At 62.9% G+C, this 14,085-nt stretch carries 12 protein-coding genes; 2 read left to right on the top strand and 10 right to left on the bottom strand.

Annotation, left to right across the window (positions count from 1 at the left end; translation table 11 throughout):
• Positions 1-30 precede the first annotated feature (30 nt).
• The 8 genes from E2F50_RS15305 to rimP all read right to left on the bottom strand — a co-directional run bounded on the left by E2F50_RS15305 (position 31) and on the right by rimP (position 9,616).
• Positions 31-1,059 carry a TonB family protein gene (locus E2F50_RS15305; RefSeq protein WP_133317012.1) on the bottom strand — a complete coding sequence of 343 codons (1,029 nt, stop codon included), beginning with the start codon at positions 1,057-1,059 and terminating at the stop codon, positions 31-33.
• Positions 1,056-1,562: a TonB system transport protein ExbD gene (exbD, locus tag E2F50_RS15300; RefSeq protein WP_133317011.1), complete on the bottom strand. Its 507-nt coding sequence runs from the start codon at positions 1,560-1,562 to the stop codon at positions 1,056-1,058. Before exbD ends, E2F50_RS15305 begins: the two co-directional genes overlap by 4 nt.
• 6 nt (positions 1,563-1,568) lie before the next feature.
• Entirely contained in the window at positions 1,569-2,726 is a 1,158-nt protein-coding gene (gene exbB / locus E2F50_RS15295; protein WP_425375391.1) for a tonB-system energizer ExbB, read from the bottom strand.
• A 280-nt stretch (positions 2,727-3,006) separates the two neighbouring features.
• Positions 3,007-3,765: a 2-dehydro-3-deoxy-D-gluconate 5-dehydrogenase KduD gene (kduD, locus tag E2F50_RS15290; RefSeq protein ID WP_133317010.1), complete on the bottom strand. Its 759-nt coding sequence runs from the start codon at positions 3,763-3,765 to the stop codon at positions 3,007-3,009.
• A 67-nt stretch (positions 3,766-3,832) separates the two neighbouring features.
• Positions 3,833-6,565 (bottom strand): translation initiation factor IF-2, encoded by a 2,733-nt coding sequence (gene infB, locus E2F50_RS15285; RefSeq protein ID WP_133317009.1) that lies wholly within the window; start codon positions 6,563-6,565, stop codon positions 3,833-3,835.
• A 100-nt stretch (positions 6,566-6,665) separates the two neighbouring features.
• Complete coding sequence (locus E2F50_RS15280; RefSeq protein WP_133317008.1) at positions 6,666-7,355, bottom strand: RNA-binding protein; 690 nt, start codon at positions 7,353-7,355, stop codon at positions 6,666-6,668.
• Positions 7,352-8,962, bottom strand: a complete 1,611-nt coding sequence (gene nusA / locus E2F50_RS15275; RefSeq protein ID WP_133317007.1) for a transcription termination factor NusA — start codon at positions 8,960-8,962, stop codon at positions 7,352-7,354. Before nusA ends, E2F50_RS15280 begins: the two co-directional genes overlap by 4 nt.
• A gap of 63 nt (positions 8,963-9,025) precedes the next feature.
• Positions 9,026-9,616 (bottom strand): ribosome maturation factor RimP, encoded by a 591-nt coding sequence (gene rimP, locus E2F50_RS15270; RefSeq protein WP_133317006.1) that lies wholly within the window; start codon positions 9,614-9,616, stop codon positions 9,026-9,028.
• A gap of 235 nt (positions 9,617-9,851) precedes the next feature.
• Between rimP and E2F50_RS15265 the strand changes: the two genes are divergently transcribed.
• Positions 9,852-11,492 (top strand): MFS transporter, encoded by a 1,641-nt coding sequence (locus E2F50_RS15265; protein ID WP_133317005.1) that lies wholly within the window; start codon positions 9,852-9,854, stop codon positions 11,490-11,492.
• A gap of 8 nt (positions 11,493-11,500) precedes the next feature.
• Here E2F50_RS15265 and E2F50_RS15260 read toward each other — a convergent pair whose 3' ends face one another.
• Both E2F50_RS15260 and recR read right to left on the bottom strand, forming a co-directional pair.
• Positions 11,501-12,760: a lytic murein transglycosylase gene (locus E2F50_RS15260; protein WP_133317004.1), complete on the bottom strand. Its 1,260-nt coding sequence runs from the start codon at positions 12,758-12,760 to the stop codon at positions 11,501-11,503.
• Positions 12,761-12,778: 18 nt separating this feature from the next.
• Positions 12,779-13,384 carry a recombination mediator RecR gene (gene recR / locus E2F50_RS15255; protein WP_133317003.1) on the bottom strand — a complete coding sequence of 202 codons (606 nt, stop codon included), beginning with the start codon at positions 13,382-13,384 and terminating at the stop codon, positions 12,779-12,781.
• Positions 13,385-13,435: 51 nt separating this feature from the next.
• On the opposite strand from recR, the gene E2F50_RS15250 reads away from it, so the two are divergent.
• Positions 13,436-14,053: an MOSC domain-containing protein gene (locus E2F50_RS15250; RefSeq protein ID WP_133317002.1), complete on the top strand. Its 618-nt coding sequence runs from the start codon at positions 13,436-13,438 to the stop codon at positions 14,051-14,053.
• Positions 14,054-14,085: the final 32 nt, after the last annotated feature.

Genomic DNA, 14,085 nt, shown 5'->3' with positions numbered 1-14,085 from the left:
GGAAGGAAGTCCCGCGGTCAAACGAGGCGGTTATTCGCACTGTACCGGTTGGCTGAGCGAAGTTGCAACACCCGAAGGCGGCGCTGGGATGGGCGAGGCACGACGGACAGCCGATGCGACATAATCGTCGATGGCAGCGTCGCCGGAGGACCGCGTTACCGAAACATTGCCGATATTGCCGCCGCCGTCGAAGCTGAAGCGCACCGTGACCACGCCCCTTCCATTGCCGGGGCAACGGCGGGCATAGCGGGCAATCTTGGCCCTGACCTTGGTCATCCACTTGGCGGGCGAAACCGAGGAGGAAAACACCGATCCGGTCGAGGTCTGGCTCGCGGCCGTGCGGTCGGCCTGCTTTGTTTCGAGTTTGGCCTGCGCCATCTCCTTCTGGGCCTGCTGCTGTTTCTGCTTGCGGCGCTCGACCTTTTCCTGCTCCTTCTTCGGATCGGGTTTGTCGGCGACAGCCGGCTTTGGCGGCGGCGCCGGACGCATGACCGGAAGCGGCACTTCCACGTTCTCCAGCGCGGCAGTCATCTGTTCCTCGATCGGCTCCGGTTCCTTGACCAGCTCCGGCGGAGGCTCGGGAATGGTCTGGGTTATTTCCGGTGTCGGAAGCGTTTCCTGGGGCGGCTCCGGCACGGGTTCGGGCGTCGGCTCCGGAGGTGTCGGCTCTGGCGGTGCCGGCTCTGGGGCTTCGGCAACTTCTTGAGGTGGAGGAGGAGGCTCGACGGGCTCCGGCGCAGGTTCGGCCACCGGCTCGGGTTCAGGCTCGGGCTGCGCCTCCTCGACAGGTTGCATCTGATCGCTCTTGACCTCTTCCATATCGGCCGCGTCGGGAGCGATCTGTTCCTCTTCCGTATTGGCGGCCTGCGGCTCGGGCGCCAGCTCGATCATGATGGCCGCAGGAGGGGCATTGTCAGCCGCCGCTGACGGGTCTTCCTGCAGCAGCAGGGCGGCCGCGGCAATATGCACGGTCAGCACCAGCAGGCCGGCGACCCCCCATAATGCGACTTCGCCGAGCCGCGCGACAGAACCACCTGTCTGCGTCACCGCCTGGCTCATGGGGCCGCTCCGGAAGCGGGTGCCGGGGCAGGCGCGGAGCCAGACGACGGGGCAGGCTGCTTGCCGGGCGCCGCCGGTGCGGCGGGCGCAGTCTCCAGCCCGACCAGCGCAATCTTCAGATAGCCGGCGTCACGCAGAAGGTTCATCACCTCCATGAACTGGCCGTAGTCGACCAGCTTGTCGGCACGCAGGAAGATCCGGGTTTCCTTGTCGCCCTCCGTCATCCGATCAAGAGCCGCTGCAAACTGCTCGCGGGCAACTGGATCATTGCCGATATTGAGGCTGAGATCCTCCTTGACCGTCACGTAAAGCGGTTCTTCGGGCCGATCCGCGGGCTTGGCCGTCGAGGCGGGTAAATCGACATTGACATCGACCGTCGCCAAGGGCGCAGCGACCATGAAGATGATCAGCAGCACCAGGATGACGTCGATAAACGGCGTGACGTTGATCTCGTGGTTCTCGGGAAGCTCTTCGCCGTGATGTTCGCGTATGCCGCCGGCCATGGTTGCTCAGCCTCCTGCGACCAGCGAGACCGGCGCCTTGCGCGTTCCGGGCGGCATCTTGCGGAAATCGAGGTCGCGGCTGACGAGCCGCTCGACCCCGGCTGCCGCATCGGCCAGCAATTGACGGTAGCCGGTCACCGAGCGGGCAAAGACATTGTAGATGACAACGGCCGGAATGGCGGCGACCAAGCCGATTGCGGTGGCCAAAAGTGCTTCGGCAATGCCGGGAGCGACGACCGCCAGATTGGTCGTATGCGCCTGCGAGATGCCGATAAATGAATTCATGATGCCCCAGACGGTGCCGAACAGGCCCACAAACGGGGCGGTCGAGCCGATGGTCGCCAGAGCGCCGGTACCGCGCGCCATCCGCCGACCGGCATAGGCCTCGATCCGCGACAGCACGGAGCCGACGCGCTCCTTGACGCCATCGCCGCCGGCATGGTCGAGCGCCGCTTCCGACAGATTGATTTCCTCTGCAGCAGCGCGCAGCATGCGGACGGCCGGGCCGCCGCGGCTGCCCGCCGCATCGAGCGCCTCGCCGAGCGTGCGGGCATTGCGGATGATCTTGAGGGCGCGGCCGGCCCGGGTTCGGGCCCCGGCAAGCTCCAGGGTCTTGGCAAGCCAGACCGTCCAGGTGACCAGCGATGCGAAGGCGAGCCCCATCATCACCGCCTTCACGACCCAGTCCGCGGCCATGAACATTCCCCAGGGAGAAAGGTCGTGCGGAAGGTCCGAACGCCGCTCCGGCTCGAGGAACTGGGTGAGGATATCGCGCGGCTGTGACGCCGCTTGAGGTTCAGGCGCCTGCGGTGCGGTTGCGCCCGGCGCAGGTTGGGCCGCGGCACCGGAGGAAGGTTCGGCCGGAACTGCGGACGGTGCAGCGCTCAGAGGCGAGCTTGGCTCGGCAGGGGCAGGGGCGGGCGTTGTGGCTGGCGTCGGCGCTGCTTCCGGTGTGCGCGACGTGGTCGGTGCTGCCGGGGCCGGAGCGGGGGCCTGAACCGCAGGCGGCGCAGGCTGCGAAGCGGCAGGTTGCTCGGGAGCCGTCGTCTGGGCGGAAGGTGCCGGCGCCGAATGGTCCGTGGCCGGTGCCTGCGCAAGCGCTGCCGAAGCAACAAGCGTCATCGTGGCGGCCAGGAGTGCAGATTTTCGAAGCGGTTCCCGCATCGTCAAGCGCTGAAGGAAAGCGGGCTTCGAGATGACGGCCATTGGGCGATACTCCGGACTTTACGACAGGCGAGGGCTAAGGCGCGGTTCGGCTCAGCGGAAACGGAAAGAGGATGCGCCGCCGGTTGCCGCCAAGCTCCGCGATTGCAGCTATCCGATAATAAACATGACTGAGGATGGCAACTAATAAATCTTGAGCCAGTCAATCAAATTCACGCGCGCAGTGCGTCGGGACCGATCTCGTCACCTGTAGAGCTTCCGGTATGCCGGAACTGCGGGCTCAGCGGGCAAGCCATCCGCCGTCCACCGGCAGCACGATCCCGTGCACGTAATCGGATGCCGGGGATGCCAGGAACACGGCCGCACCGCCTAATTCTTCCGGCTGACCCCAATGCCCGGCCGGGATGCGGTTGAGGATGGCTACGTTGCGGTCCGGGTCGGCGCGCAAAGCGTCCGTATTGTTGGTGGAGAAGTAGCCCGGGGCGATGGCGTTGACATTGATGCCCTTGGCGGCCCATTCGCAGGCGAGAAGACGGGTCAGGCCGGCGAGGCCGCTTTTCGAGGCCGTGTAGGAGGGGATGCGGATGCCGCCCTGGAAGGACAGAAGCGAGGCGATGTTGATGATCTTGCCGCTTCTGGTGGTCGCGACCAGATGACGCGCGAAAGCCTGGGAGAGGAAGAACACGGTTTTCAGGTTCACGTCCATCACCGCGTCCCAGTCGGCCTCGGTGAAATCCAGCGCGTCGGCGCGCCGGATGATGCCGGCATTGTTGACGAGAATATCGGCCTGCCCGCTCCAAGCGAGCGTCTCCTCGATGATCCGGTCGATCGGCTCGAGCGTTGAAAGGTCCGCCTGGATGGAGACTGCACGGTTACCGGCAGCTTCGACGGCAGTCTGCGTTTCCGCCATGGAGGACCGGCCGACCAGCGCCACATCGGCTCCGGCTTGCGCAAGCGCAACGGCAATGGCCTGACCCAGCCCCGTATTGGCACCGGTGACGATCGCTGTCTTGCCGGTGAGGTCAAATGACGTCGCCATGCATCCCCCAAAATAAAAAAACCGCCGGGGATAGCCCCGGCGGTTGGTATCATGTTCGGCGCAGCGCTTAAAGCGTCCGGGTGATATGCTCCACGCGGAAGCATTCGATCGTATCGCCGGCACGGATGTCTTCGTAGTTCTCGAAGGCCATGCCGCATTCCTGGCCCATAGGCACTTCGGACACTTCGTCCTTGAAGCGCTTGAGCGTCTTGAGCTTGCCTTCGTGGATGACGACGTTGTCGCGAACCAGGCGAACGCCTGCACCACGTTCGACCTTGCCCTCGATGACGCGGCAACCTGCGACCTTGCCGGTCTTGGTAATGTTGAAGACCTCGAGGATCTCCGCATTGCCGAGGAAGGTCTCGCGACGTTCCGGCGAAAGCAGACCCGACATCGCCGCCTTCACGTCATCCACCAGATCGTAGATGATGTTGTAGTAACGGATTTCGATACCGGCGCGATCGGCCGCGGCACGGGCCTGTACGTTGGCACGGACGTTGAAGCCGATGATCGCCGCATCGGAGGACTCGGCAAGCGAGATATCCGACTCGGTGATGCCGCCGGCGCCCGAATGGACGATGCGGGCACGGACTTCGTCGGTTCCGAGCTTGTCGAGTGCGCCGATAATGGCTTCGATCGAACCCTGCACGTCGCCCTTGATGAGCAGCGGGAACTCCTTGTAGCCGGTGTTCTGCAGCTTGCTCATCATCTGTTCGAGCGAACCGCGCTGGCCGGACTGGCGAGCTGCCGCCTTGTCGCGGGCAAGCCGCTGGCGGTATTCGGAAATCTCGCGTGCACGGCTTTCGTTCTCGACGACGGCGAATTTGTCGCCAGCAGCCGGCGTGCCGGACAGTCCGAGGACTTCGACAGGCATGGCCGGACCGGCTTCCTTCACATGTTCGCCCTTGTCGGTGACAAGCGCGCGCACACGGCCCCACTGGTCGCCGGCAACGATGATCTGGCCGGGCTTCAGCGTACCCTTCTGGACGAGAACGGTCGCAACCGAACCGCGGCCACGATCGAGCTGCGCTTCGATGACGGTACCTTCGGCCGTACGGCTCGGATCTGCCTTGAGATCGAGGATTTCGGCCTGCAGCAGGATCGCCTCGAGCAGCTTGTCGAGGTTGAGCTTGTTCTTGGCCGAGACTTCGACGTCGAGCACTTCACCACCGAGCGATTCCACGAAGACTTCGTGCTGCAGCAGCTGCTGACGCACCTTGTCCGGGTTGGCCTCGTGCTTGTCGATCTTGTTGATCGCCACGATGATCGGAACGCCGGCTGCCTTGGCATGGCTGATGGATTCGATCGTCTGCGGCATGACGCTGTCGTCTGCCGCCACGACCAGGATCGCAATATCCGTCGCCTGGGCACCACGGGCACGCATGGCCGTGAAGGCGGCGTGGCCGGGCGTGTCGATAAAGGTGATCTTCTGACCGTTCTGTTCCACCTGATAGGCGCCGATATGCTGGGTGATACCACCCGCTTCGCCGGAAACGACACTGGTCTGGCGGATCGCGTCGAGCAGCGAGGTCTTGCCGTGGTCGACGTGACCCATGATGGTGACGACGGGAGGCCGCGAAACCATTTCTCCGGCATCGTCGGAGACATTGAAGATGCCTTCTTCGATGTCCGATTCCGAGACGCGCTTGACCGTATGGCCAAATTCACCGGCAATGATTTCTGCAAGGTCGGCGTCGATGACGTCGCCCGGCTTCATCATCTGGCCTTCCTTCATCAGGTACTTGATGACGTCGACGGCGCGTTCAGACATACGCTGCGACAGTTCCTGAATGGTGATGGTTTCCGGCAGGATGACTTCGCGTAGAACCTTCTCGCGCGGTTCCTGCATCTGGCTGCGGCGGAACTTCTCCTGCCGGCGGCGGATCGATGCGAGCGAGCGACCGCGGGCGGCCTCGTCTCCATCGACATTGGCGGTGGTGACGGTCAGCTTGCCGCGGCGACGTTCGTCTTCGGTCTTTGGACGGGCGGGAACCTTGGCGGGAGCCGGGATAGGCGCGCGGCCACGGTTCGGGGCGCCGCGCGGCGGGCCGCGATCCTCGTCCTCGTCCTGGTTTTTGCGGCGGCCGAGAACCGGCTGAGCGGCACCTGGTGCAGGTGCTGCGCCGGGACGCGGCGTTTGCGGCCGGGCTTCCTGCGGACGGGCAGGGGCTGCTCCAGTGCTTTCGGCAACGGGCGCCGCAGCTGCAACAGGCGCTTCGGCCACAGGTTCAGGCTGCGGTTCGGCGGCCCGGCGCGCAGCTTCTTCCGCTTCTTCGATCTTACGACGCTCGTCTTCGACCTTGCGGCGGGCTTCGTCTTCAGCGCGCTGCTTTGCTTCGATCACGTCACGAGCCTGCGCTTCCATCAGCGCACGGCGACGGGCATCCATTTCGCTGGCCGAAAGGTCGTGCAGGACATTGCCGGTCGGACGGTTGGGCTGGCGTTGCGGCGTCGGCGCAGACGCTGGGGGGCGGTAACCCTGCTGCTGCGGGCGTTGGCTCGGCTGTGAGCTCGGGCGCTGGCCCTGCGGTGCCGGCTGATGAACGCGCGGCGCGGGAGCGGCGGGTTGCGGCGCCGGCTGGGCAACGGCTTCCACGGGCTTTGGAGCCGGGGCGGCGGGCGTCAATACGGGCTTTTCGTCAAGTGGTCGTGTTACCCGCCGCTTTACCGTCTCCACGACGACTGCTTTGGTTCGGCCACGACCCATATCCTGGCGCACGGTACCCTGTGTCACGCCCGAAGATTTCAGGGTGAGGGTCTTCTTTACGCCCAGTGTTTTGTCGTCTTTGTTGTCGGTCATTCCGTTCCTGTTCCTTCGGACAGGAGCGGATGGAGACCATCAGAACCTGTCGTTCAATTCGTACATATCGATGTGCGTCCGGCTAAAGCCGGTGACCGCGTCATTGTTTCGGCATGTCAGCGACACCTTTTGTCTGGGACAGCCCGCCCTTGCGGTACTGTTCAAGTAGGTTTGCGCGTTTCACTACACCCTCACCCGCCTGCCCCGCAAGCGCGCAGGCATGGATAAAAGCATTCTGGCCCATTACCTCGTCCAATTCCGCTCCGGTGAAGAGTTGAAAGGACGGAATATCCTCCTCGGCGTCGGTGCCGAGCTTCCAAGCCTTGCGGGCCTGGTCTATTTTTCGAACCCCGTCCGCCGCCGCATCGGAAGCGTGAAAGACGGCAATGGCTGCACCCGCACGGACCGCCGCATCGACTTTCGATGCCCCCGATACGAATTGGGCCGCCTTGCGGGCCATGTTCATCATGCCGATCAGGTCGGCCGCAAGCAGCCGGTCCACCACGGCGCCGAGATCGGCATCGGCCTTGGCATCCGTCTTCAGCGCCCGGGCGAAGAGCTTCTTGGCAACCGCCCGGTCGATCAGGGGCCGTTCGGCCTTGACCCAGCATCCGCGTCCCGGCAACCGCCGCTTCAGGTCGGGAACGACCTGTCCGTCAGGGCCGGCCACGAAGCGGATCAGCGTTTCCGGCGAAGCGGCTTCGCGCGTCACGATGCAGGTGCGATCGTTCACGGTAACCTCGCCGAATTCCTCGTCTTCCGCTTCGGGGCCCGCCTCGAGCGGGATCATTCCTGTTCTGCGGTGTCCGCCTCCTCGACGTCCTGTTCTTCCTGCTGCTTGGCCAGGTCTTCTTGCGTGATCCAGCCTGCAGCCAGGCGAGCCTGAACGATCATGTTTTCAGCTTCGGCGCGCGAAACGTCGAGCTTGGAGAACAGGCCCTCGAACTTCTTCGTTTCGCCGTTCTTGCGCTCCGTCCAGCCAACCAAGTCGTCGGCGGCGCAACCGGCGAAATCCTCGATCGTCTTGATCCCGTCTTCGCCCAGCGCCACCAGCATCTGGCCCGTCAGGCCGTCGATCTGGAGAAGTTCGTCGGCAACGCCGAGTTCCTTGCGCTTGGCGTCCATTTCGCCTTCGATCCGCTCCAGGTATTCCTTGGCGCGCATCTGGATCTCGCTGGCCGTGTCCTCGTCGAAGCCGTCGATGGAGGAGATTTCCTCGAGATCGACATAGGCGAGTTCCTCGACGGCTGCAAAGCCTTCGGAGGCGAGAACCTGGCCGACCATCTCGTCGACGTCGAGCGCTTCCATGAAGAGGTTGGTGCGCTCGTTGAATTCCTTTTGACGGCGCTCGGACTCCTCGGCCTCCGTCATGATGTCGATATCCCAGCCGGTGAGCTGCGATGCCAGGCGAACGTTCTGGCCGCGGCGGCCGATCGCCAGCGACAGCTGTTCGTCGGGAACAACCACTTCGATCCGTTCGGCATCCTCGTCGAGAACGACCTTGGAGACTTCCGCCGGCTGCAAGGCATTGACGATGAAGTTGGCCGGTTCGTTCGACCAGGGAATGATATCGATCTTCTCGCCCTGCAGTTCGCCGACAACCGCCTGGACGCGCGAACCGCGCATACCGACGCAGGCGCCGACCGGATCGATCGAACTATCGTTCGAGATGACGGCGATCTTGGCGCGCGAGCCGGGATCGCGGGCGACAGACTTGATCTGGATAATGCCGTCGTAGATTTCCGGCACTTCCATGGTGAACAGCTTCACCATGAACTGCGGATGGGTGCGCGACAGGAAGATCTGCGGCCCGCGCTGTTCGCGGCGCACGTCGTAGACATAGGCGCGGACGCGGTCGCCGTAGCGCATGTTCTCGCGCGGGATCATCTCGTCGCGGCGGATAATGCCTTCGCCGCGGCCGAGATCGACGATGACATTGCCGTATTCGACGCGCTTGACGGTGCCGTTGATGATCTCGCCCATGCGGTCCTTGAACTCGTCGAACTGGCGGTCACGCTCGGCTTCGCGAACCTTCTGGACGATGACCTGCTTGGCGGACTGGGCGGCGATGCGGCCAAAATCCATCGGCGGCAGCGGATCGGCGATGAAGTCGCCGATCTTCGCGTCCACATTGCGGTCCAGCGCCAGCGCCAGCGGGATCTGCGTGCCGTAATCCTCGGCATGCTCGACCACTTCCAGCAGGCGCTGCAGGCGGATTTCGCCGGTCTTGGAATTGATGTCGGCGCGGATGTTGGTTTCCGAACCGTAGCGGGAGCGGGCGGCCTTCTGGATGGCGTCGGCCATCGCAGCCAGCACGATCTCGCGATCGATGACTTTTTCGCGCGCCACTGCATCCGCGATCTGCAGAAGTTCTAGCCGGTTCGCACTCACTGCCATTGTCGTTGGTCTCCGTCGGTCGAAAGGAAGGGCCCGGTTTCGGTGCCCTTATCGATGATGTTCTTATTCAGCGTCTTCTTCGCCGTTCTGGTTCGCGGCCTGCGCCTTGGCCAGCTTGTCGGCCCTCAGTGCGTCACGGATCAGATCGTCGGTCAGAATGAGCTTTGCTTCGGCAAGGGCCGAGAACGGTAATGTCACGCGCGGGGCTTCGCCATAGGCAACCTGGTCGCGCTCGATGGTGAAGCCTTCCGCGTCCGCTTCCGTGATCCTGCCGCGGAAACGCTTGCGGTTGTCGATCATGATCGACGTCTCGCACTTGACCAGATGGCCATTCCAGCGGGTGAAATCCGACTTGCGGACCATCGGTCTGTCAATCCCCGGCGAGGATACTTCCAGATGATACGCCTTGTCGACCGGATCTTCTACATCAAGAACGGGTGAAACTGCGGTGGAAACGGCTTCGCAGCCTTCCACATCCATGCTTCCGTCCAGGCGCTCGGCCATGATCTGAAGCGTCGCGCCATTCTGGTTGAGCATGCGCACCCGCACCAACTGGAAATCCATTGTCGCCAGGACCGGCTCGATGATTTCAGCGATCCTGAGTTCGATCCCAGTTTCGACGATGAGCCGCGGCTCGTTTTCGGTTTGCGGCATAAGCTCTCCGGCAATCATTGCCCGGACGCGACTTGGCCACATCCGGAATTGGAGTGATCGCCTAACAAAAAAGAGCGGGTCCGGGAGGGCCCACTCTTCATCGGACGATCAAGAATATGACCTGCATATACCCTTTCGCAGAACCAATTGCAAGACTAGCCGGTTTGACGGTCACGTCTTCTGGCATTTGCCCATCGTAGGCCTATAACTTGGCATGTAGACAGCATGAAGAGGAATGACAGTGCCCGCCCGGTTATCTACGTTTGCTCCTTTTCGGCACGAAACCTTCCGCACCATGTGGATCGCCAGCATTTCCTCCAATTTCGGCGGGCTCATCCAGGCAGTCGGTGCTGCCTGGATGATGACGGCGATTGCCGATTCCGAAGACATGGTGGCACTCGTCCAGGCGTCGAACGCCCTGCCGATCATGATCTTCTCGCTGGTGGCAGGCGCCCTTGCCGACAATTATAATCGCCGCAGCTTGATGCTGACGGCTCAGATCTTCATGCTCGTTGTTTCGGTGGTCCTGACTGTCTTTGCTTACCTCAATCTGTTGACGCCCTGGCTGCTGTTGACCTTTACCTTCCTGATCGGCTGCGGCGTGGCGCTGAACAACCCGTCCTGGCAAGCGTCAGTCGGCGACATGGTGCCGCGCGAAGTGTTGCCGGCCGCCGTCACCATCAACAGCGTCGGGTTCAACATCACCCGTAGCGTCGGGCCGGCGATCGGCGGCGCAATCGTTGCGGCAGCCGGCGCGGCGGCTGCCTTTGCCGTCAATGCCTGCAGCTATCTCGCACTGATCTATGCCCTGGTCCGCTGGAAGCCGGAGCGGCGAGACGACGCCCTGCCGCGCGAAACCCTGCCACGAGCCCTGTCGGCCGGACTTGGCTATGTCGCCATGTCGCCGAACATTCTCAACGTCCTGTTCCGCGGGCTGATCTTCGGCCTGACCGCCAGCGCCATCCTGGCGCTCCTGCCGATCGTCGCCCGCGACCTCGTTTCGGGAGGGCCGCTGACCTATGGCGTCATGCTGGGCGCCTTCGGCATAGGAGCGATCGCCGGCGCCATCGGCAATGCGCGGCTGCGCGAAAAGCTGTCGAGCGAGCAGATCGTCCGCTTGTCCTTTCTCGGCTTTGCCGCCAGCGCGGCCATCATAGGCCTCAGTTCCAGCACGGTGATTACCGTCATCGTGCTTTTCTTGCCCGGCGCCTGCTGGGTCCTGGCTCTTTCGCTGTTCAACACCACAGTCCAGCTTTCGACGCCACGCTGGGTCGTCGGCCGGGCGCTGTCCTTCTACCAGACCGCGACATTCGGCGGTATTGCGGCCGGCAGCTGGGTCTGGGGTCTGGCATCGGAGGCATTCGGCGTGTCCTTTGCCTTGACCTTTGCCAGCCTCGCCATGCTGGTTGGTGCTCTGGTCGGTTTCCGCAAGCCGATGCCGCAATTCAGCGAGATCAATCTTGATCCGCTCAACCGCTTCAACGTGCCTCTCCTGAAGCTCGACCTGCAGCCGCGCAGCGGCCCCATCGTCAATCTGGTGGACTATGTCATTGCCGACGAAGACATAGAAGAATTCCTGGCGCTGATGTCACGCCGGCGGCGTGTGCGCATCCGCGACGGCGCCCGCCAATGGTCGCTGATGCGCGACCTGGAGCATCCGGAAATCTGGACCGAAAGCTATCATACGGCCACCTGGGCCGATTACGTGCGCCACAACCAGCGCCGCACGCAGGCGGATGCCGAGATCTGGGACGCCATCCGGCTTCTTCATCGCGGCGAGGAAGGACCCAAGGTGCATCGGCTTATCGAGAGGCAAACGATCCCGGTGGAAGAGAGCGGCGTCCCAAAGCACCACCTCGACCTGCACCATCATTAGCCCAACAGCTATTTCAGCCGGGTTTTCAGCGAGGCATCCGGATAACAGGTGGGGGGCAAGCCGTTCTTCGCCTGCCAATCGCCGAGCGAGCGGCGTGTCTTGTATCCGGGCAGACCATCGATAGTGCCGACATCATAGCCCTTCGTCACCAGCGCCTTCTGCATCGCAAGCACATCTGAGCGGAGCATCTTGCCGACATCGCCCCAAGGCTGTTCGAAAGCCCCCGCATCATGGGCGATGCGGTCGGCTAGGTTGCCGATGAAGAGCGCATAGAGATCGGAGTTGTTGTATTCCTTGATGACATAGAAATTCGGGGTGACGATGAATTCCGGCCCATGCCGACCCGCCGGAACCAGCATCATCGCCTCGGCCTTCAAGTCGGCTGCCGGGAATGCTTTGCCGGCAATCCGCTTGATGCCCAGCCCTGCCCAGGAGGATACCGGCTTGGCGAGGTCGGGCCCTTCCTGCGCGCAGGAAACAATCTGCGGGATGCTGACCTCGAACCCCCAGTCGCGGCCCCGTTGCCAGCCTTCCTGCTGCAGATAATGGGCGATGGAGCCGAGCGCATCGGGCACCGAATTCCAGATGTCCGTCCGCCCGTCCTTGTCGAAATCGACCGCATATTTCAGATAGCTCGACGGCATGAATTGCGGCTGGCCGAGCGCGCCGGCCCAAGAGCCCTTCATGCTTGCGGCATCCGCATCGCCGCGCTCGATCATCTTCAGGGCGGCGATCAATTCGTCCCGGAACATGTCCTTGCGTGTCGACATGAAGGCTTTAGTTGCCAGGACCTGAACGGCGGAATAAGGAAGCCGCGCCTTGCCGAAACCGGATTCGCGCCCCCAGATCGCCACCACGATCTCTCCGGGGACGCCATAGGCAGCCTCGATCTTGCGCAGGGTGGATCCATAGGTGCTTGCCAGGCCGCGGCCGGTGGCGGCCAGAGTCTGGAGCCGCTTTTCCGAGAAATACGCGCCGGGCGAGGAGAATTCTGCCTGACTCTGGTCCTGTTGCTTCGGCGGGCTGGTGCCCGGCGGTACCAGGTCGGGAAGGTCCCAATTGAGCGTCATGCCGTCGAACGCCGCTTTCAGCGTGCGTTCCGAAATTCCCGCTTTCTTTGCAGCAGGGCTTAGATCCACAGCGATCCATCGCTGGAACTGCTTTTCGACATCCGGCTTGTTTTGAGCAAGTGCGGGCAGGGGCAGGAGGCCCGCTGCCGTGACGAGAAGAGAGGCTGCAATGCGCCTGAAGGGGGCAAGCTTGCTCATCGGGATCCTTTTAAAGGGCTAGATCGCAGTTCGTGCACGAAGGGCTGCGGTCAGCGTGCCCTCATCGAGATAATCGAGCTCGCCGCCGACCGGGACGCCGTGCGCCAGCCGCGTGATCTTCACGTCGATGCCGGACAATTGGTCGGTGATATAATGGGCTGTCGTCTGGCCTTCGACCGTCGCGTTGACGGCAATGATGATCTCGCGGATGACGCCTTCGTTGACCCGGTCGATCAGGCCGCGGATGTTGAGGTCATCGGGACCGATGCCGTCGAGCGGCGACAGCGTACCGCCCAGCACGTGATAGGCGGCATTCATCGCCCCGGTCCGTTCCAGAGCCCATAGGTCGGAAACATCCTCGACGACGATCATCATGGATTGGTCGCGGCGGATATCGGTGCAAACGGTGCAGGGGTCAGAGGTATCGACATTGCCACAGCGCGAACAGATCTTGACCTTGTCATAGGCATCGCCCATGGCATTCGACAGCGGCCCGAGAAGCTGCTCCTTCTTCTTGATAAGGTGCAATGCCGCGCGTCGCGCGGAGCGGGGCCCGAGGCCCGGGACCTTTGCCAGCAGCTGGATAAGTTTTTCGATTTCGGGGCCGGTGACTCGCTTTGCCATGGCTTCCCTTTAGACCATAAGTGGAAGAAACGGAATGCAGAAGGACCACCCATGAAGCTTCTCGCTGTGTGCCTGGGACGACCGGAAAAGCTGCCTGGCAAGAGCTATAAGACCGGTATCAACAAGGCGGGCGTGCATGCATCTGTGATGATCGACAGGCTCGGCCTGGTGGGCGATGCCGTCTGCAACGAGAAACACCATGGCGGCGAAGACCAGGCCATTCTTCTCGAAGGGTCGCTGACGCTGGACTGGTGGGCGGAACAGCTTGGCCGGCCGCTTCCACATGGCAGTTTCGGCGAGAACCTCGTCATCGAAGCCCTGGACAATCGTGACATTGCCGCCGGCGACCGCTTCCATCTCGGCGATGTCGTTCTGGAAGCAAGCTGCGCCCGCATTCCCTGCAATACATTCGCGGCCAAGATGGGCGATCCCGCATTCGTGAAAACCTATGCGCGGGGCGGGCGTCCCGGCATTTATTGCCGTGTCCTGCAGGGCGGCCTGGTGACGCCCGGCCAGCCGGTCCGCATCGAGCGCCATGAGGGCGAACGCGTCACCATCGCGGAAATGCTCCAAACCTACGGCAAGAAGCTTCCGGCGCAAGACAAGGCGCGCTATCTATCGGCGCCGATCGGCAGCCGCCTGAGGGCGTTGATCGAAAGTCGAAATTAATGGCTGCAATGCCGTCCGAAGAGGTTCCACCG

The organism is Rhizobium deserti, assembly GCF_004358025.1.
Taxonomy (GTDB): domain Bacteria; phylum Pseudomonadota; class Alphaproteobacteria; order Rhizobiales; family Rhizobiaceae; genus Neorhizobium; species Neorhizobium deserti.
Note: the sequence above shows the minus strand (reverse complement) of the source record. Positions and strands in the feature narration are given on the sequence as shown.